The sequence below is a fragment of the Acetobacter garciniae genome (genome assembly GCF_017377735.1).
GTDB classification, from domain to species: Bacteria; Pseudomonadota; Alphaproteobacteria; order Acetobacterales; family Acetobacteraceae; genus Acetobacter; species Acetobacter garciniae.
Window position 1 is genome coordinate 220,790 of the sequence record NZ_JAFVMH010000002.1, and the last position, 18,176, is coordinate 238,965.

General features: G+C 63.8%; 16 protein-coding genes. 10 read left to right on the forward strand and 6 right to left on the reverse strand.

Annotated features, from left to right (window positions below; translation table 11 throughout):
* The first annotated feature begins 15 nt into the window (after positions 1–15).
* Entirely contained in the window at positions 16–1,194 is a 1,179-nt protein-coding gene (locus tag J2D77_RS04940; RefSeq protein WP_207845197.1) for a phosphoserine transaminase, read from the forward strand.
* Positions 1,195–1,386: 192 nt separating this feature from the next.
* On the opposite strand, the gene hutG is transcribed toward J2D77_RS04940, so the two are convergent.
* Complete coding sequence (gene hutG, locus J2D77_RS04945) at positions 1,387–2,184, reverse strand: N-formylglutamate deformylase (RefSeq protein ID WP_207845198.1); 798 nt, start codon at positions 2,182–2,184, stop codon at positions 1,387–1,389.
* A 17-nt stretch (positions 2,185–2,201) separates the two neighbouring features.
* On the reverse strand, positions 2,202–3,629 hold the full coding sequence (locus J2D77_RS04950) for a formimidoylglutamate deiminase (protein WP_207845199.1): 1,428 nt from the start codon (positions 3,627–3,629) through the stop codon (positions 2,202–2,204).
* Between the two features lie 109 nt (positions 3,630–3,738).
* On the opposite strand from J2D77_RS04950, the gene hutI reads away from it, so the two are divergent.
* The 5 genes from hutI to J2D77_RS04975 all read left to right on the forward strand — a co-directional run bounded on the left by hutI (position 3,739) and on the right by J2D77_RS04975 (position 10,344).
* The gene (gene hutI, locus J2D77_RS04955) at positions 3,739–4,995 is read left to right on the forward strand and encodes an imidazolonepropionase (protein WP_207845645.1); all 1,257 of its coding nucleotides are present in this window, start codon (positions 3,739–3,741) and stop codon (positions 4,993–4,995) included.
* 75 nt (positions 4,996–5,070) lie between these two features.
* Positions 5,071–5,796: a histidine utilization repressor gene (hutC, locus tag J2D77_RS04960; RefSeq protein WP_207845200.1), complete on the forward strand. Its 726-nt coding sequence runs from the start codon at positions 5,071–5,073 to the stop codon at positions 5,794–5,796.
* A 167-nt stretch (positions 5,797–5,963) separates the two neighbouring features.
* Positions 5,964–7,649, forward strand: coding sequence for a urocanate hydratase (gene hutU, locus J2D77_RS04965; protein WP_207845201.1), 1,686 nt, complete (start codon positions 5,964–5,966; stop codon positions 7,647–7,649).
* A gap of 5 nt (positions 7,650–7,654) precedes the next feature.
* The gene (hutH, locus tag J2D77_RS04970; RefSeq protein WP_207845202.1) at positions 7,655–9,202 is read left to right on the forward strand and encodes a histidine ammonia-lyase; all 1,548 of its coding nucleotides are present in this window, start codon (positions 7,655–7,657) and stop codon (positions 9,200–9,202) included.
* Positions 9,202–10,344 (forward strand): alpha-hydroxy acid oxidase, encoded by a 1,143-nt coding sequence (locus tag J2D77_RS04975; RefSeq protein ID WP_207845203.1) that lies wholly within the window; start codon positions 9,202–9,204, stop codon positions 10,342–10,344. Before hutH ends, J2D77_RS04975 begins: the two co-directional genes overlap by 1 nt.
* Before the next feature lie 150 nt (positions 10,345–10,494).
* Here the strand turns inward: J2D77_RS04975 and J2D77_RS04980 are convergent, their stop codons facing one another.
* Genes J2D77_RS04980 through J2D77_RS04995 form a run of 4 tightly spaced genes read right to left on the reverse strand, consistent with a single transcriptional unit; the run spans position 10,495 to position 14,744 of the window.
* A complete protein-coding gene (locus J2D77_RS04980; RefSeq protein WP_207845204.1) occupies positions 10,495–11,451 on the reverse strand; it encodes an isopenicillin N synthase family dioxygenase in 957 nt (318 codons plus the stop codon).
* 27 nt (positions 11,452–11,478) lie between these two features.
* Positions 11,479–12,057, reverse strand: coding sequence for a HutD/Ves family protein (locus tag J2D77_RS04985; RefSeq protein ID WP_207845205.1), 579 nt, complete (start codon positions 12,055–12,057; stop codon positions 11,479–11,481).
* A complete protein-coding gene (locus J2D77_RS04990) occupies positions 12,054–13,487 on the reverse strand; it encodes an FAD-binding oxidoreductase (RefSeq protein WP_207845646.1) in 1,434 nt (477 codons plus the stop codon). The genes J2D77_RS04985 and J2D77_RS04990 overlap by 4 nt, the downstream gene beginning before the upstream one ends.
* Before the next feature lie 54 nt (positions 13,488–13,541).
* The gene (locus tag J2D77_RS04995; protein ID WP_207845206.1) at positions 13,542–14,744 is read right to left on the reverse strand and encodes an aminotransferase class I/II-fold pyridoxal phosphate-dependent enzyme; all 1,203 of its coding nucleotides are present in this window, start codon (positions 14,742–14,744) and stop codon (positions 13,542–13,544) included.
* Positions 14,745–14,967: 223 nt separating this feature from the next.
* On the opposite strand from J2D77_RS04995, the gene J2D77_RS05000 reads away from it, so the two are divergent.
* From J2D77_RS05000 to J2D77_RS05015, 4 genes are read left to right on the forward strand one after another with little or no spacing between them, the layout of a single operon-like run.
* Entirely contained in the window at positions 14,968–15,783 is an 816-nt protein-coding gene (locus J2D77_RS05000; RefSeq protein ID WP_207845207.1) for a phytanoyl-CoA dioxygenase family protein, read from the forward strand.
* A gap of 32 nt (positions 15,784–15,815) precedes the next feature.
* Positions 15,816–16,649, forward strand: coding sequence for a substrate-binding periplasmic protein (locus tag J2D77_RS05005; protein ID WP_207845208.1), 834 nt, complete (start codon positions 15,816–15,818; stop codon positions 16,647–16,649).
* A gap of 9 nt (positions 16,650–16,658) precedes the next feature.
* On the forward strand, positions 16,659–17,369 hold the full coding sequence (locus J2D77_RS05010) for an amino acid ABC transporter permease (RefSeq protein ID WP_207845209.1): 711 nt from the start codon (positions 16,659–16,661) through the stop codon (positions 17,367–17,369).
* Entirely contained in the window at positions 17,366–18,160 is a 795-nt protein-coding gene (locus J2D77_RS05015; RefSeq protein WP_207845210.1) for an amino acid ABC transporter ATP-binding protein, read from the forward strand. Before J2D77_RS05010 ends, J2D77_RS05015 begins: the two co-directional genes overlap by 4 nt.
* Positions 18,161–18,176 lie beyond the last annotated feature (16 nt).

Consider the following 18,176-nt stretch of genomic DNA (forward strand, 5'->3'; position numbering starts at 1 on the left):
TCCCGGCCCGAGGTCATGAACGCCCCTTTCCCTTCCGTGCTGTCCCGTCCCGCGACCCGCCCGTTCAATCCGTGCTTTTCCTCCGGTCCGTGCGCCAAGCGCCCCGGCTGGGATGTGTCGGCCCTGGCCGGTGCGCTGGTTGGCCGGTCGCACCGCTCGGCCGAGGGCCGGGCGCGCCTGAATGAGGTCATTGTGCGTTCTGCTTCCACCCTGGGCGTGCCCGAAGGCTGGAAAGTGGGAATCGTGCCCGCATCGGATACGGGGGCGATGGAAATGGCGCTGTGGTCCCTGCTGGGCCCGCGCCCGGTGGATGTTCTGGCGTTCGAGAGCTTTTCGGCCCTGTGGGCGCAGGATATCGTCAGCCAGCTCAAGCTGGACAATGCCCGGGTGTTCAAGGCCGATTACGGCAGCCTGCCCGATCTGGCGCAGGTGGACTGGGCGCATGATGTCGTCCTGGCCTGGAACGGCACCACCTCGGGCGTGTGCCTGCCGCATGCCGACGTTATTCCCCCCACCCATGACGGGCTGGTGATCTGTGACGCCACATCGGCCGCCTTCGCCATGGACCTGCCATGGGACCGGCTGGATGTGGTCACCTGGTCGTGGCAGAAGGCGCTGGGGGGTGAAGCCGCACACGGCATGATCGCCCTTTCCCCGCGCGCGCAGGCCCGGTTGGAGACGTTCCAGCCCCCCCGTGCATTGCCGAAAATTTTTCGCCTGACTGCCAAGGGTGCGCTGATCGAGGGCATCTTCAAGGGCGATACCATCAACACCCCGTCCATGCTGTGTGTTGAAGACGCGCTGGACAGTCTGGAATGGGCCCGTTCGGTCGGGGGGCTGGAGGGGCTGAAGGCCCGCAGCCAGGCCAGCCTCGCCGCAGTCAGCGAGTGGGTGGCCCGCACGGACTGGGTGGAATTCCTGGCCACGAACAAGGCCGAACGGTCTTCGACCTCCATCTGCCTGCGCATTGTCGCCCCGTGGTTTCTGGCCCTTGAACGCCCGGCCCAGATGGCGGCGTTGAAAAAGATGCTGGCCGTGCTGGAACACGAAAAAGTGGCGTTCGATATCGGCAGCTATCGCGACGCACCGGCGGGCCTGCGTATCTGGGGTGGGGCCACGGTGGAACCGGCCGATGTTGCAGCCCTGCTGCCCTGGCTGGACTGGGCGTTCGCCCAGATCACCCCTGCCGCGTAAAGCCGGGGCGGATACGGCCCCATACGCGCCAGAATAAGAGGCTGATAAAAACAGCCGTTGATCAATAAAATAGAAAAGTTTTTGGTGAAGCTTTTTTCAAAAAGCTTCAAAGACCATCACCTTTTTGAAAAAAAGGCGCCACCCAAAAACTTTTATACATTGCCCGAGCTTTTAAACGGCCCGGGCAGGCTGTCAGGGCCGCCAGCGGGCAGCCTGGTCCAGAAGCTTTGCAAGCACTGCGCTCACCTTGCGGGTCTTGGCCTCATCGATCGGCCAGGGTGCCGCTTCGTGGGCGAGGTAGATATGCTGCGCTTTTTCAAGCTGGATGGTATGAATGTTCTGTTCAGGCTGGCCGTAATGCCGTGTGGTGTATCCACCCTTGAAACGGCCGTTCAGAACATGAGAAAATTCCTTTTCCTGTGCAGCGGTTTCTACAACCGGGGTAATCAGGCTGCCTGCGCAGGATGCCCCGTCATTGGTGCCGAAGTTCAGGTCCGGCAGGGCGCCGTCGAACAGGCGGGGCACTTCGGTCTTGATGGAATGGCCATCCCACAAAATGGCCCAGCCCCACTGCGCTTTTAACCGCGCCAGTTCTGCGGCCACGGCGTCGTGATAGGGTTGCCAGTAATGGCGGCGGCGGTCTTCGATCTCGGCGGTGTCGGGGGCCTGGCCCGGCTCGTAGATGGCGCTGCCGTCAAAGCTGAGTTCGGGCACAAGGCCGGTCTTGGGGCGGCCGGGATAAAGAACGGCATCGTCCGGCCCCCGGTTGAGGTCGATCACATAGCGCGAATAATTGGCGCGCAGCACACCTACGCCCAGATCGGGCGCGCAGCTGTACAGCCGCTCCATATACCAGTCCGTATCGGGCAGTTGCCGGCCGTATTCCGTCATGCGTTCGGCCATGCCGGGGGCAAGTTCCGTGCCCGCATGGGGCAGGGTGACAAGAACGGGTGCGTGGCCCTGCGTGAAAGTGAAAACAGGTGCGGTCATGCGGGCTATGTCTCCTGTCAGGAACGAAGGGCCATGATGGCATGGCGGAATGCGGCTGTAATGTGAATTTCGTTGATATGGCGGCCATCGCGCACCACCCACGCCCCGTGGCACAGCACATCGCTGACAGGCAGGGTGGGGCTGGCGAAAATCGCGCTGTCCAGAACGGCGTCCCCCTTCAGCCCGGGTAGGGACAAATCGTCTTCACGCAGGATGCAGGCATCGGCCCGCTGGCCCACGGCAAGCTGACCCGCCGCCGCCGGCCCCACTGGAGCGCCGGGGCTTGCGGGGTGCGCTGCCCCCAGCCCGCAGGCCTGGGCACCGCCCGCAAGGGCCTGGCTGTACAGGAACTGCCCGATCGATCCGGTCTGGCCCGTGGGCAGGGCCTGGCAGCGCTTTTGTGTCGCCAGCCTTTGTCCGTATTCGAGCAGGCGCAGTTCCTCCGCCGTGCTCAGCAGCACGTTGCTGTCGCTGCCAATGCCAAAACGCCCGCCTGCGTCGATATATTTTTCAAGCGGGAACAGGCCGTCCCCCAGATTGGCCTCGGTTATCGGGCACAGGCCCGCAACTGCGCCCGAGCGGGCAAGCCGTGTGGTCTCCTGCGCGTCCAGATGGGTGGCATGGACCAGGCACCAGCGCGCATCCACCGGCATTTCATCAAGCAGCCAGGCGACCGGCCTGCGGCCCAGAGCGCGTTCGCAATCTTCCACTTCCTTGACCTGTTCGGCAATGTGGATGTGGATCGGGCAGTCCTGTGGGGCCAGGCGCAGCATTTCGCGCATGTCCGCATCACTGACGGCACGGAGCGAATGCAGGGCGACACCGGTCCTGACAGCGGGGTGATCGGGATACTGTGCGGCAATGTCGGACAGGATGCGGGCAATAAAATCCGGTGTGCTGGCAAAGCGTTTTTGTTCCGGGGCCAGCGGGCGGCCGAATCCCGCATGGCGGTACAGGGTTGGCAGCATGGTCATGCCAATACCCGCCTGCCGCGCGCCCTCGATCACGCTCAGCGCCATTTCCGCCGGTTGGGCGTACGCTGCGCCATCGGGCGCGTTGTGCAGGTAGTGGAATTCCGCCACCTGCGTAAACCCGGCCTTGAGCATGTCCATGTAAAGCCGGGCTGCAATGGCGCGCAGCGTGTCCGGCGTGATGCGCGCGGCCAGGCCATACATCTGTTCGCGCCAGGTCCAGAAGGAATCCGACGGGTGATGCCTTGCCTCCGTCAGCCCCGCCATGGCGCGCTGGAAGGCGTGCGAATGCAGGCTGGGCAGCGGCGGCAGAGCAATATCGGCCCGTATGTCCTGCGGCTGTGGCCGGCCCTGCGGTTCGACTTGCGTGAAGAACCCCTGCGCGTCGAAGCTTAGGCGCACATTGTCGTGCCATCCGTCAGGCAGCAGGGCCTGTTTGGCGAAAAAGGAAGAAGAACCCACCGACTGAGACATGGACCCGCCTGTTTGGAGATCGGTTTTCTGGAAGAACGTTGCGTTACGATCTGCTTAGAACTAGACATGTATAGATGTATGAGGTCAAGGGCGGGATCGGGAGATGCGCATGTGGGATCGGTTGTGGATCGACATCAATCTGGCGACGGACGCCACAGGCACCGGCCAGCCGGGAGGTGACGATTTTGGCACGATCCCTGACGGCGCCATTGCCGTAAAGGATGGGGTCATCGCCTGGGTCGGATCGCGCGCGGACCTGCCCGGCACGCCCGAAAGCCTGGCGGCCGAGGTTCTGACCTGCGGTGGCCAGTGGATGACGGCAGGGCTGGTGGACCCGCACACCCATCTCGTCTTCGGGGGCGATCGAAGCGGGGAATTCGCCGAACGTCTGCAAGGCGTGTCCTACCAGGAAATCGCGCGCAGGGGTGGGGGCATCCTGTCCACCGTGCGCGCCACGCGCGAGGCGAGCGAGGAAGACCTGCTCCAGAGCACGCTCAAGCGCGCACGCACGCTGGTTGAAAACGGCGTGACCACGGTCGAGATCAAGTCCGGCTATGGGCTGCGGCTGGAAGATGAACTCAAGCAGTTGCGGGTGGCCCGTGCGGTGGGTCGGCACCTGCCCCTGCGGGTGCACACAACCTTCCTGGGCGCGCATGCCCTGCCGCCGGAATTTGCCGGGCGTCAGGCGGATTATGTCACCCATTTATGCAATGACATGCTGCCCGCCGTGGCCCGGGAAGGGCTTGCCGACAGTGTCGATGCGTTTTGTGAAACCATTGCCTTCACCCCTGCCGAGGTGGAGCAGATCTTCACCGTCGCGCGCGGGCTGAACCTGCCTTTGCGCCTGCATGCGGACCAGATGTCCGACCTGGGGGGCAGCGCGCTGGCCGCACGGTGGGGTGCGCTCTCGGCCGATCATGTGGAATACGCGACCGAGGCCGGGGCCCGCGCCATGGCCGAAGCGGGCACGGTGGCCATGCTGCTGCCCGGCGCGTTCTATTTCGTGCGCGAGGAAAAGCAGCCGCCCGTCGCCCTGTTCCGCAAGCATGGGGTGGCCATGGGGCTGGCCACGGACTGCAACCCCGGCACCTCCCCCATCCTGACCCCCACGGGCGTCATGAACATGGCCTGCACCCTGTTCCGCCTGACCCCGGGGGAGGCCCTGGCCGGGCACACCCATATCGCGGCCCGGGCGCTGGGCCTGGCGGACACGGTGGGCCGCCTGCGTGTGGGAATGGCGGCGGACATGGCGTTGTGGGATATCGCCGGCCCGCATGAACTGTCCTACTGGATCGGCGGTGTGCGGCCCACAGGCCGTGTGTTCGCGGGCCAGCCGGATTGCCAGCCGGCCCGCCAGCCGGACTGATAGTCCATTTCAACGGTGGTTAAGGCGTGGCGGCCTGTGGCACCATGGGGTCTCTTTTCTGGATAGGGTAAAATCGTGTCGCAGGTTTTAGGAAAAGACAAGCCCACGGCCCGGTATGAACAGGTCAAGCTGTATATTACCGAGCAGATCGAAACCGGCAAATGGGGCATTGGCCACCGCCTGCCGTCCGAAAGTGAGCTGGTCGAACAGCTTGGCGTCTCGCGCATGACCGTGCATCGCGCCCTGCGCGAACTCACGGCCGAAGGGGTCGTGACCCGTGCGCAGGGGGTGGGCACCTTTGTGGCGGAACCCGCGCAGCGGGTCGAGTTGCTGGAACTGCGCGATATTGCTGACGATATTCTCTCCAACGGTCATGTGCACAGCACCCGGATCATCACGCTCGATACGATCCGCGCCGATAGCGACCTGGCCACCGCCTTCGGCCAAAGACCCGGTGCCCGCCTGTATCATTCCATTATCGTCCATTACGAGGACGACACCCCCTTACAGGTGGAGGAACGTTTCGTCTCCTCCCATTTCGCGCCGGATTATTTGGAACAGGATTTCTCCCAGACCCATCCGCACCGCCACCTGTCCGCCATCGCCCGGCCGGAGGAAATCGAACACGTGGTGTTCGCCGTGACCCCCAGCCTGGATATCTGCCAGTTGCTTGAACTGGACGAACCCGAAGCCTGCCTGCAGCTCATGCGCCGCACCTGGGTGGACGGGCGCGTGGTGATGAAGGGTATCTTCACCTATTCGGGCAGCCGCTACAGCTTTGTGGGCCGCTACCGGCCCTGACCAAGTGCGGCTGGCGGCAGGGTGCGGGAACCGCCAAGCCAGGCTGAAGACGCATAGCGGGACAAAGGTTTTTTCGATCGGGGGCTGATCGTTACGTTTTCAAGTTGACAGGGGCGTCCGACCTGCGGCACATGAATGTATATACAAGTACAGTCAAGGTGTGCGCCATGAGTAGCCCAACGTCATCCCGCCTTTCCAATGATCGTGTCATCCGCGCGGCCCACGGTTCGCAGCTTACCGCGAAAACCTGGCAGACCGAAGCGGCCCTGCGCATGCTGATGAACAACCTGGACCCCGAAGTGGCGGAAAAGCCCTCCGAACTGGTTGTCTATGGCGGTATCGGCCGCGCGGCCCGCAACTGGGACTGTTACGACCAGATCGTCGAAAGCCTGAAGGGCCTGGAAGCGGACCAGACGCTTCTTGTCCAGTCCGGCAAGCCGGTGGGCGTGTTCCGCACGCATGAAAACGCGCCGCGCGTGCTGATCGCCAATTCCAACCTGGTGCCGCATTGGGCGAACTGGGACAAGTTCAACGAACTCGACCGCGCAGGGCTGATGATGTACGGCCAGATGACGGCGGGTTCGTGGATCTATATCGGCAGCCAGGGCATTGTTCAGGGCACGTACGAAACCTTTGTCGAAATGGGCCGCCAGTATTACGGCGGCGACCTGACCGGCCGCTGGATCCTGACCGGTGGCCTGGGCGGCATGAGTGGCGCGCAGCCTTTGGCCGCCGTCATGGCCGGGGCTTCCATGCTGGCGGTCGAATGCGAACCGGGCCGGATCGAAAAACGCCTGCAGACCGGCTATCTCGACCGCAAGGTGGACACGCTGGACGAGGCGCTGGAAATTATCGACGCCGCCTGCAAAAGCGGCAAGCCGGTCTCTGTCGGGTTGCTGGGCAATGCGGCCGAAGTGTTCCCCGAACTGGTGCGGCGCGGTATCCGCCCCGACGGCGTGACCGACCAGACATCGGCCCATGATCCGCTCAACGGCTACCTGCCCGCGGGCTGGACGCTCGAACACGCCGAGAAAATGCGTATCACGGACCCTGCCGCGGTTGAGAAAGCCGCAAAGGAATCCATGAAGTTGCATGTCGAAGCCATGGTGGCCTTCCACCGCATGGGTATTCCCACCTTCGATTACGGCAACAACATCCGCCAGATGGCGTTCGAGGTCGGCTGCGAGGATGCGTTCGCCTTCCCCGGTTTCGTTCCCGCCTATATCCGCCCGCTTTTCTGCCGTGGCGTGGGCCCGTTCCGCTGGGCAGCCCTGTCCGGCGACCCGGAAGACATTTTCAAGACCGATGCCAAGGTCAAGGAATTGTTGCCTGACGACAAGCATTTGCACAACTGGCTGGACATGGCGCGCGAGAAGATCCACTTCCAGGGCCTGCCCTCACGCATCTGCTGGGTAGGGCTGGGCGATCGCCATCGCCTTGGTCTGGCGTTCAATGAAATGGTGGCCAAGGGTGAACTCAAGGCCCCCATCGTCATCGGGCGCGATCATCTGGACAGCGGGTCCGTCGCCAGCCCCAACCGCGAGACCGAAGCCATGCGCGACGGTTCGGACGCCGTATCCGACTGGCCGCTGCTGAACGCGCTGCTCAACACCGCTTCGGGGGCCACATGGGTGTCCCTGCATCATGGCGGCGGCGTGGGCATGGGCTTTTCGCAGCATTCGGGCATGGTGATCGTAGCCGACGGTACGCAGGACGCCGCCCAGCGGCTTGAACGCGTGCTGTGGAACGACCCGGCCACCGGCGTCATGCGCCATGCCGATGCGGGGTACGACATTGCCGTAGCCTGCGCACATGAAAAAGGGCTCGACCTGCCCATGATTACAAAAGGCTGAGACACATGGCCAACAGTTTCGTTCTGACACCCGGCCAGCTTGACCTGGCCACCCTGCGTCGCTTCGTGTTTGAAAGCCCGTCCGTGACGCTGGACCCCGCAGCCCTCGATATCCTGGCCGAAGCCGCGCGTTCGGTCGACCGGATCGTGGCAGGTGGGGCCGCCGTTTACGGTGTGAACACAGGGTTTGGCAAGCTGGCCAAGACCCGTATCCCCGATGACAGGCTGCGTGACCTGCAACGCAACCTCGTGCTCAGCCATGCGGCGGGTATCGGCAAGCCGCTGCCCGAACGGGTCGTGCGTCTGATCCTGTTGCTCAAGGCCAATGGGCTGGGGCGTGGTTTTTCGGGCGTGCGTCCGCAGATCGTGCAGCTGCTGCTGGACATGCTGGACCGTGGCGTCATTCCCGTCATTCCCGAAAAAGGTTCGGTCGGGGCTTCGGGCGACCTGGCGCCGCTGGCGCATATGTCCGCCGTGCTGATCGGTGAGGGTGAAGCCTTCTTCAACGGCGAGCGCCTGCCGGGTGCGAAGGCCCTGCGTGCCGCAGGGCTTGAGCCGATCGTACTCGGCCCCAAGGAAGGGCTGGCACTGCTCAACGGCACCCAGACCTCCACCGCGCTGGCGCTGGTGGCCCTGTTCGATGCCGAGCAACTGTTCCAGGCCGCATTGGTCACCGGGTCGCTCACGCTGGATGCCGCGCGCGGCACGGATGCACCGTTCGACCCGCGCCTGCACACGCTGCGGGGCCAGACCGGGCAGATCGAATGTGCCGCCGTCTATCGCGACCTGATGCAGGGTTCGGGCATTCGTGCCTCCCACCTGGTGGATGACGAACGCGTGCAGGACCCGTACTGCCTGCGCTGCCAGCCGCAGGTCATGGGGGCGGCACTGGACAGCCTGCGCCATGTCGCACGCGTGCTGCTGGTGGAAGCCAATGCGGTGTCCGACAACCCCATTCATTTCCCCGATACGGATGAAATGATTTCGGGCGGCAATTTCCATGCCGAACCCGTCGCCATCGCCGCCGACCTGATGGCGATCGCGGTGTCCGAAATCGGCGCGATTGCCGAACGTCGCCTGGCCCTGCTGGTCGACCCGAGCATGAGCGGCCTGCCACCCTTCCTGGTCAATGACAGCGGCGTGAACTCCGGCTTCATGATCGCGCAGGTGACGGCCGCCGCCCTGGCGTCGGAAAACAAGACCCTGGCCCACCCGGCCAGCGTGGACAGCCTGCCCACATCCGCCAACCAGGAAGACCATGTTTCCATGGCCACGTTTGCAGCACGGCGCGTTGGTGATATCAACGACAATGTGCGCACCATTCTGGGAATCGAGTATCTGGCAAGCGTGCAGGGCCTGGACTTCCTGGCCCCGCTGACATCCTCCGCCGCCCTGGTGCGGGTGGCGGCGGCCCTGCGTGAACAGGTGCCGTTCTTCGCCCAGGACAGGCTGTTCACCACGGATATGGAAGCAGCCAATGCCCTGATCGCATCGGGTGTGCTGACAAAGGCCGTGGCCGATACACGGGTTCTTCCAACGCTAGAGGCAGTCTGATGGATGATGGCGCGTTTGCCGGGTTTTCGGAACAAGCGCGCCGTCGCCTGCCGCGATTATTTGCCGACTATATTGACGGGGGTGCGCATGGTGAACGCACCATGGCGCGCAACCGCGCGGCGTTCGGGCAATGGGGTATCGTGCCGCGTGGGCTGCGCGATGTTTCCTCCATAAACCTGGCCACGCAGTGTTTCGGCCGGTCCTGGGCGTTGCCGGTCTTTCTTGCGCCCCTGGGCTTTGCGGGCATGTTCCATGCCCATGGCGAACAGGGTGCGGCCTATGCCGCCCACAAGCGGGGCGTGGGCATGGGGGTTTCGACCTTTTCCATTGCCCCCATGGAAAAAGTGGCTGCCACCGGCGCCGATCTCATGGCGCAGATCTATGTCTTCCGTGACCGCGCGCTCACGCGCGACATGCTGGAGCGTGCGCGGGCTTGCGGCATGGACGGCATTATCCTGACAATCGATACCGCCATTACCCCCGTGCGCGAACGCGATATGCGCAACGGGTTTCGCCATCTTTCACGGCCCACGGCAACACAGATGGCGGGGCTTCTGCGCCATCCCTCCTGGCTGTATGGGCAGGTGCGGGGTGGGGCCATGCCGAATGTGGGCAATATTGCGGGCTATACCGGTTCGCGCGGGGTCATGGCCCAGGCGCGTGATGTCGTCGCCCAGATCGATGCGGGCCTGGACTGGGATGACCTGGCCTGGCTGCGCGCGACCTGGGGCGGCACGCTTGTCGTCAAGGGGATCATGCACCCCGATGATGCCATCCGTGCCGCCGAAATCGGGGCCGATGGGCTGATTATCTCCAACCATGGCGGCCGGCAGATGGACCCCGCCCCGGCCACGCTGGATGTCCTGCCCGCAATCGCCCAGGCCGTGGGCGGGCGCGTCGATATCATGCTCGACAGTGGCATCCGCCGCGGGGGGGATGTGGTTGCAGCCCTTGCTTTGGGGGCCCGTGCGGTCTCCATCGGGCGGCCCTGGGCCTGGGGGCTTGCCGCCGGCGGGGCACGCGGCGTGGGTCTTGTGCTCGATACGCTGGCGCGTGAAATAAGCGATGTCATGGCGCTGGCGGGCCTGCCCGATATTGCGGCCGTGCGGGCCGCGGGCCGCAACGCCCTGTGGCGATTCTGATCCGGGCGGTTCTGACCCGCCCGGGACCGGCAGACAAAAGTTTTTGGTGAAGCTTTTTTCAAAAAGCTTCAGGGGATGTCACCTTTTTGAAAAAAGGCGACACCCAAAAACTTTTATTCCTCTCTATCAAAGCCCTGTTTTGAAGCGGCCTCAGCTTGCCTCGGCCTTGGGTTTTTGCGATTCCCGTATGCGGCCGATGATATAGTCACCGGCCGAGACGGGTTCGAAAAATGCCTTTGTCCCTTCGGGAAGGTTCAGGTCGCGCGGGTCGACGATCGCGTCGTAGTCCGGGTCGTAGAATGTCGCGATCGACAGGCGTTCCTTGCCCGAACGGTTCGTGACCCGATGCATGTTGGAATGATAGCGGTTGTTCGACCACCGGCACAGAAGATCGCCGATATTGATGACAAGCGTGCCCGGTATGGGCGGTGCGGGAATCCAGTTGCCATCCGCGCCCTGTACGTCCAGCCCGCCAACGCCATCCTGCCAGAGCAGCGTAATGCACCCGTAATCGGTATGGGGGGCAACACCGAACTGGTCGTGCTCGCGTTCGGGCGGGTGGGGCGGGTACCAGATGGCCTGCGTGCGCTGGAGCGGGCGGTCGTATTTCCCCACGAAAAAATCAGGCGCAATGCCCAGCGAACACGCGACCGAGCGCAGCAGCGCCTGCCCGCAAACCCCCACGGCGTTGAAATAATCCATCATCGCCGTCCGGAAGGCGGGACGGCCCGCGGGCCACTGGTTGGGGCCACGCAGCGGCTGCCCGGCAAGAACGGCCGGATCGTCGGGCGGAAGTTCCAGCCCGATCTGGAAAAATTCCTTATAATCGGGGTTATCGGCCCCATACATGATCGTGCGGTTGAGCGCGTTGAATCCGCGCACGGCCTCCTTTGGCTTGCAGGCCAGTTTTTCTTCCATGGGGGCGTGGAAGAAATCCATCGCTTCGTGGCGGACGCGTTCGATCAGTTCGTCGGGAATGCCGTGGTTGCGGACATAGCAAAAGCCGGATGTGGTGAAGGCGTGGCCGATCTGCGCACCCGCCGTGGCATAGTCGCCCTGCAATGCAAGGCCGAGATCGATGATGGGGAGATAGGCGGTCTCGCTCATGATATACCTTGTCTCTGAATAGGGTTCTCAGGATAGGGAGGGAAGAAGAACGGCCACGAGGCGGCCTGCATGACCCGCCCGCCGCATGGCGCGCAGTGGCTGTCTGCCTGTCGGCCCCATGGCGATCATGCCCGGTGTCAGCGCCTGCTCGTATCCTTCAAGCCGCCATGTGCCGTGCACGGGCAGGAGAAAAGCCATGTGCCCGCCAGGCATGTCGGCCGACTGGGCATGGCAGTGCATTTCAGCCCCAAAGGTGGGGGCGGCCATGAGATTGAAGGCCTGCACGGGCGTGCCATGGCAACCGGCGAAAACGGCATCCTCCCCCGAAAAATGCACGATATCGCCAGAATTCTGCAAAACCTGCGGGCCCGTGGCCAGCCCGGTCAGCGTCAGCCTGCCATCGCACGCCAGGGCCAGGCTGCGTGCAAAGCCCGGAAAGAACGAGAAAGCGCAGTCCTGCGTGATGGAGGCCAGGCTGATGCGCCATACGGCCCCCGCGACCCCGTACCGATCCGCCGGGCTGATGGCGATTTCACGCGTCTTGCCCGCCCCGTTGCGCCAGGCCGAAACGGGAAAACTGTCCAGTGCGGCAAAGGTCATGCTCATGCGGGCTGGCAGGCCTTGGGGTGGGCGGCAACGGCGGGCAGCAGCTTACCGGGGTTGAGAATGCCATTGGGGTCCAGCGCATGCTTGATGGCGCGCATGACATCCAGGGCTACAGCATCGTGTTCGTCGGGCATGAACTCCATCTTGGCCAGCCCCACCCCGTGTTCACCGCTGGCCGAGCCGCCGAGCGAGAGCGCGCGGGCGATAATCCTGCGGTCCAGCGCGTGGGCTTTGGCAAGCCAGTCCTCCCCTTCGGGGACAAGCATGACCGTATGGAAGTTGCCATCGCCGATATGCCCGACAATGGGGGCGGTAATGCCCGAATCCTCGATGTCCTTCTTGGCCCCCAGGATCATGTCCGTCAGGGCGGAAATGGGAACGATGGCATCGGTGGAAATGCCTGTATAACCGGGCCGGTACGCAAGGCACGCCCAGTAGACGGCATGCCGCGCCTTCCACAGTTCGGCACGTTCCTGTTCACGCGTGCTCCAGGTGAAGGCGGAGCCGTGGTTTTCGGCCACGATATCCTCGACAAGGGCCACCTGCTCGCGCACGGCTTCCGGCCCGCCTGCGAATTCGAAGAACATGGTGGGGACGGGGCGGAACCCCTCAAGCTTGGAAAAGCGGATGCACGCATCCATCTGCACGTCATCGAGCAGTTCCATGCGTCCGATGGGCACGCCCATCTGCATGACCTGCACGGCGGTGTTGACGCAATCGGCCAGCGTGTCGAACTGGCAGACGGCGGCGGCCAGGGTCTCGGGCACGCCATGCAGGCGGACCTGCACTTCCGTGATGATGCCCAGCGTGCCTTCCGATCCGATCATCAGGTGCGTGAGGTCATACCCCATGGCCGACTTGCGCACCCGCCGACCCACCTGCATGACACGCCCATCGGCCAGAACCACCGTCAGCCCCAGCACGTTTTCACGAATGGTGCCGTAGCGTACCGCCCCCGTGCCCGATGCGCGCGTGGCGCACATGCCGCCGATCGTGGCCTCACCCCCCGGATCGACGGGGAAGAACAGCCCTTCGTCGCGCAGGTAGGCGTTCAGGGCCTGGCGGGTCACGCCTGCCTGCACGCGGCAGTCCATGTCCCCGGCATTGACCTCCAGCACCTTGTCCATGCGCGACAGGTCTATCGAAATGCCGCCTTCAATGGCGTTGACCTGCCCTTCAAGCGAGGTACCGGCACCAAACGGCACAACGGGGGCGCGCCAAGCGTTGCACACGCGCAGGATCTGCGAAACCTCCTGCGTGCTTTGCGCGAAAATGACCGCGTGGGGAAAATGCCGGGCGTGATAGCCCTCCCCATGCGCGTGCTGTTCGCACACGGACGGGTTGCGCGACAGGCGCTCGGCAAAATGCGGGGCCAGTTCGGCAATGGCGGCGTCGATGCGTTGCGGTACGGTCAGGGTCTGGCTTGTCATGTCGGATGTTCGCGTATCTGCTGTTGTCATGTCCGGGATGGACCCGGTTCTGGTTTATGCCTCGACGGGAGCCCGTGTGCCAGTCGGCCCTGCGCCCGTCAGCCCGGTGCCAGTCGGCTGCGCGGATGCGGGGTGTGCGGCCAGGATCGCGCTCAGGGCTGCGACAAAGCGCGCATTGTCCTCGGGCAGGCCGATGCTGACCCGCGTCCAGTGCGTGTAGCCCCGTTCCTTCCAGGGTTTGACGATAATGCCCTGGTGCAGAAGGGCTTCGGCCAGATCGCCCGACGATATTTCAGTCTCGAAGAACAGGAAGTTGCCGTAGGAGGGAGCGACTTTCAGCCCCAGCCGGACAAGTTCGGCGCGCAGGCTCTCACGCGCCTGGTTGGTTTTTTCAATGCTCCGGCGCATTTCTTCCAGGCCGTCGAGCGCACCCAGGGCTGCAAGCTGGGCGGCAATATTGGTGTTGAACGGATCGCGCACCCGGCCCAGCGTCTGGGCAATGGCGTCGTCGGAGGTAATGGCGTAACCGATCCTGAGCCCGGCCAGACCATACGCCTTGGAGAAGGTGCGCAGCACGATCCACGGGCGCGCCTGTTCCCGCAGGATGGCCTGTGCATTGGGGTAGGCGGGGTCCGTTTCGGCGTATTCGCGGTAGGCTTCATCCACCACGATCAGGCAGTCGGCAGGGCAGGCGGCAACAAGGGCGCGCAAATCGTCCGCCCCCATCATGCAGCCCACCGGATTGGACGGGTTGGCGAAGACCAGCAGCTTGACGGGCTGGGCCACGGCCGCGCGCAGGGCTTGCAGATCGAATTCGCATTCCGCCGTGACCGGCACCGCGTCCACCACGCCACCCATCATCTCGGCGGTCAGGATATGCAGCCCGAAGGAGGGCAGGACGGTCACGACCCGATCGCCCGCGCTGACATAGGCTTCCGGTATCATGCGAATGATCTGTTCCGAACCGTTGCCCAGCACGATGCGGGAGGGGGATTCGCCCACATGCCGGGCCAATGCATCCTTGAGCGCCTGGTCGGCCTCGGGGTAGAGTGCCACCTTGTGGCCAAGCCCGGCCAGCGCCGCATGAACGGGCGAGGGCGCGCCGTAGGGGTTTTCGTTGCTGCCCAGCTTGCTGATGGCGGATACGCCGTAACGGGCCTGAACGGCCTGGGTGCTGAGCCCCGCATTATAGGGCGGCAGATGCGCCACTTCCGGCCGGCAGGCGGGTGCGCAAGAACTGGCGGGTTTGGCGGACATGACCGGTTTCTCCTGTTCAATCTTGTACATACAAGCACATTGGAATTTGTTGGTCGAGCGGAATTATTCCCATCTTTCCGTCTGGGGAAAAGAGCGCAATGTTTGTATGGGGCCTCGGGATTATCAGGAAAAATATCCCCGATCATTTCGAAATGAGATTGACCGATCTTGTACAGACAACATAGAGTTCCCTCAGTTTCAGCCGCATAGGAATCACTGGGCTATGACGCAGATGGTATCGGCCATTCCCGGGTTCGAACAAGTCGAGTCTTTCCAGCGTGACGGCGCTGTCGTGCTGCGTGGCGCGTTCGCCCCCTGGGTTGAAATCCTGCGCGCGGGCATCGACCGCCTGATGGCTGACCCCAGCCCGCTCGAACGGTCCTACCAGCCCGAAGGCTCGGCCCCGTTTTTCCAGGATCTGTGCAACTGGCAGCGTATTCCCGAATTCCGCGACTTCGTGGAACGCTCCGGCGTGGGGGGGATTGCAGCAGCCCTCATGCGCGCGCGGGAGGTCAGGTTTTTCCATGACCACGTGCTGGTCAAGGAACCGGGCTCCTCCGTTGTCACACCCTGGCACCAGGACCGGCCCTATTATTGCGCGCGCGGGCCGCAGACCGTCAGCTTCTGGATCCCGCTCGACCCCGTGCCCGCGTCCTGCGCGCTGGAATGCGTGGCGGGTTCGCATAAATGGGGCATGGATCACAAGCCAATGCGCTTCGATGGCACCCCCCTTTACGCCGATGACGACAGCACCCCCATGCCCGATATCGACGCCAACCGCGATGCGTACCGTATCCTGGGCTGGGACATGGCCCCGGGCGATGCGGTGGCCTTTGATTTCGGAACCGTTCATGGGGCCGCGGCCACCGTGGGGGCGATCAACCGGCGGCGGGTGTTCTCCGCCCGGCTGGTGGGGGAAGGTGCAACCTTTGCCGACCGTAACGGCAAGGGGTCGCCGCCGCTGGCACATCTGACCCTGCACGACGGAGACCCGCTGGTGGGTGAGGATTTTCCCGTTCTGTATTCCGTTTCGGCGTGAGGGCGCGCCACCTTTTCTGGGGGCTTGCGGCCATGGCGCTGGCATGCGCGCCTGCGGCCCATGCCGGCTGCCTGGACGATATCCGGGCCGCCGGGGTCATGCGGGTGGGCAACGGGCTGCTGGGCGCGCATCCCTCCCTGTGGCAGGACAGGGACGGGGTCTATCACGGGATCGACGCGGATGTGCTGAGCGAGCTGACCCGGCGCATGGGCCTGCCCCGTTCGGAGTTCATCATTACCGAATGGGCCACCATGGTGCCGGGGCTCAAGGCCGGGCGGTGGGATATCATCCTGTCCGACACCAACATCACGCAGGAACGGCACGTGCTGGGGCATGTGCTGTTCTCCACACCGTATTTCATGCTCTACGACTATATCATCGTCCCGCAGGATTCCCCCATCCACACCCTGGCCGACATGAAGGGCAAGGTGATCGGCTCCGTTTCGGGCACGAACGATTCCGCCACCGCCCACAGGCTTGTCGAACAGGGAATTGGCGCGTCCGTGGCTGATTACGATACGTTCGGCGACCCTTTCATTGCCCTGCGCAACGGGCAGATCGACGCCATTGTGGTGGACCAGGGCACGCTTCAGGCACAGCGGCCGCATTTTCAGGGATTGCGCACGATCGGCGATCCGGTGTTCTACACGCCCAAGCCGCAATGGGCCAAGGCGGAAGCCGCCGCGTCCTACCGGCTGGGGAGCGAAGGGGTTGTCGTGCGCGAAGCCTGTCCGGACCTGCTGGCGGCGATCAATACCGCACTGGCGGGCATGCGGGCGGACGGGACGCTGCGCGCCATTCTCAAACGCTACGATGTGTGGGAACCCCAGCAGGACCACCTGATCAAGGGCCCGGGACAGGATTGAGCGCGGCGCATGTATAATTTCTTTTTCCATGAAGTGCCCGAGCATCTTCCCTTTCTGCTCCAGGGCGCGCTGGTCACGATCGAGCTGTCCCTTATCTCCATGGCGCTGGGCATGGTGCTGGGGTTCTGCGTGGCCGTGGGGCGCATGGCCGCCAGCCGCCTGGTGCGCTGGCCGCTCGATGCGGTGGTCGAGGTCGTGCGTGACACGCCGCTGATCGTGCAGTTGCTGCTGATCTATTTCGCCCTGCCCGAAATCGGGATCGTGCTCAATGCGTTCTGGGCGGGTATCGCGGGGCTTACGCTCAACCTTGCCGCCTATCTGTCCGAAGTGTTTCGCGCAGCCATACTGGCGGTGGATAGCGGGCAGCGGCAGGCGGCGGTTTCGCTTGGCATGTCGCGTATTGCGGTCTATCGCCGGGTGATCATCCCGCAGGCGGCCCTTGCGTCCCTGCCCACGCTGGGCGGGTATTTCATCGCCCTGCTCAAGGACTGTTCCCTCGTATCGTTCATTTCGGTCAACGAACTGCTGCGCCACGCGACCATCGTCATTTCGGATACGTTCGACAGCATGAACACCTATATCATGGTGGCCATCATCTATTTCATCATGAGCTTTGCCAGCGCGCGCGTCATTCGCTACATCGAACTGCGGCTGACCCCGTCGGATCGTCGCCAGACCATCAGCGTGCCGCTGACCATGGACAAGGAAGGTGCGCGATGACCGGCCAGAGCGGTGAACACAGGGCCGAATCCGCGCCTATCCTGACAATTCGCGGGTTGCACAAGGTTTTTCGGGGGAACCCTATCCTTAAAGGCGTGGACCTTTCCCTGCGTGAAGGTGAGATCGCCTGCCTGATCGGCTCAAGTGGTGCGGGCAAGTCCACCATCCTGCGCTGCATCAACTTTCTCGAACGCCCCGATGCGGGGGAAATCACGGTGTTCGGCACGCCGCTGTGCTGGCAGGCGGGCGAATGCGTGCAGATCGCGCCCGAGCGCACCGTGCAGGCGGCCCGGGCCCGCATGCCCATGGTGTTCCAGCATTTCAACCTGTTCTCGCACCGCACGGTGATGGAAAACGTGATGGAAGGGCAGGTCGTGGTTCTGCGCCGCAGCAAGGCCGAGGCCCGTGCGCGTGCCCGCGACTGCCTGGCCCGCGTGGGCCTGCTGGACCGTTCGGATTTCTACCCCCGCCAGCTTTCGGGCGGGCAGCAGCAGCGTGTGGCCATTGCCCGCGCCCTTGCCATGTCGCCCAGCCTGATCCTGTTCGACGAACCGACCAGCGCGCTGGACCCCGAACTGGTGCAGGGCGTGCAGAGCGTGATCCGCGATCTGTCGGCCGAAGGCATGTCGATGCTGATCGTCACCCACGAAATGCGCTTCGTGCGCTCCATTGCGCAAACGGTCCATTTCTGCGAAGGCGGCCGGATTGCGGAGAGCGCTCCGGTCAGTGAAATTTTTGGTTCGGACGCGCATGAGCGAATCCGCGCGTTCATGGAGGTCACTCATGGTTGAGCCCCGTCTTTTCCCG

Bases quoted from the DNA above. Each gene is read 5' to 3' on its own strand.
- J2D77_RS05010 (WP_207845209.1), top strand. From the start codon at position 16,659: ATGTATAATTTCTTTTTCCATGAAGTGCCCGAGCATCTTCCCTTTCTG.
- J2D77_RS04980 (WP_207845204.1), bottom strand. From the start codon at position 11,451: ATGAGCGAGACCGCCTATCTCCCCATCATCGATCTCGGCCTTGCATTG.
- J2D77_RS04950 (WP_207845199.1), bottom strand. From the start codon at position 3,629: ATGTCTCAGTCGGTGGGTTCTTCTTCCTTTTTCGCCAAACAGGCCCTG.
- hutG (WP_207845198.1), bottom strand. From the start codon at position 2,184: ATGACCGCACCTGTTTTCACTTTCACGCAGGGCCACGCACCCGTTCTT.
- J2D77_RS04985 (WP_207845205.1), bottom strand. From the start codon at position 12,057: ATGAGCATGACCTTTGCCGCACTGGACAGTTTTCCCGTTTCGGCCTGG.
- J2D77_RS05005 (WP_207845208.1), top strand. From the start codon at position 15,816: ATGGCGCTGGCATGCGCGCCTGCGGCCCATGCCGGCTGCCTGGACGAT.
- hutU (WP_207845201.1), top strand. From the start codon at position 5,964: ATGAGTAGCCCAACGTCATCCCGCCTTTCCAATGATCGTGTCATCCGC.
- J2D77_RS04995 (WP_207845206.1), bottom strand. From the start codon at position 14,744: ATGTCCGCCAAACCCGCCAGTTCTTGCGCACCCGCCTGCCGGCCGGAA.
- J2D77_RS05000 (WP_207845207.1), top strand. From the start codon at position 14,968: ATGACGCAGATGGTATCGGCCATTCCCGGGTTCGAACAAGTCGAGTCT.
- J2D77_RS04975 (WP_207845203.1), top strand. From the start codon at position 9,202: ATGGATGATGGCGCGTTTGCCGGGTTTTCGGAACAAGCGCGCCGTCGC.
- hutH (WP_207845202.1), top strand. From the start codon at position 7,655: ATGGCCAACAGTTTCGTTCTGACACCCGGCCAGCTTGACCTGGCCACC.
- J2D77_RS04990 (WP_207845646.1), bottom strand. From the start codon at position 13,487: ATGACAAGCCAGACCCTGACCGTACCGCAACGCATCGACGCCGCCATT.
- J2D77_RS04940 (WP_207845197.1), top strand. From the start codon at position 16: ATGAACGCCCCTTTCCCTTCCGTGCTGTCCCGTCCCGCGACCCGCCCG.
- J2D77_RS05015 (WP_207845210.1), top strand. From the start codon at position 17,366: ATGACCGGCCAGAGCGGTGAACACAGGGCCGAATCCGCGCCTATCCTG.
- hutI (WP_207845645.1), top strand. From the start codon at position 3,739: ATGTGGGATCGGTTGTGGATCGACATCAATCTGGCGACGGACGCCACA.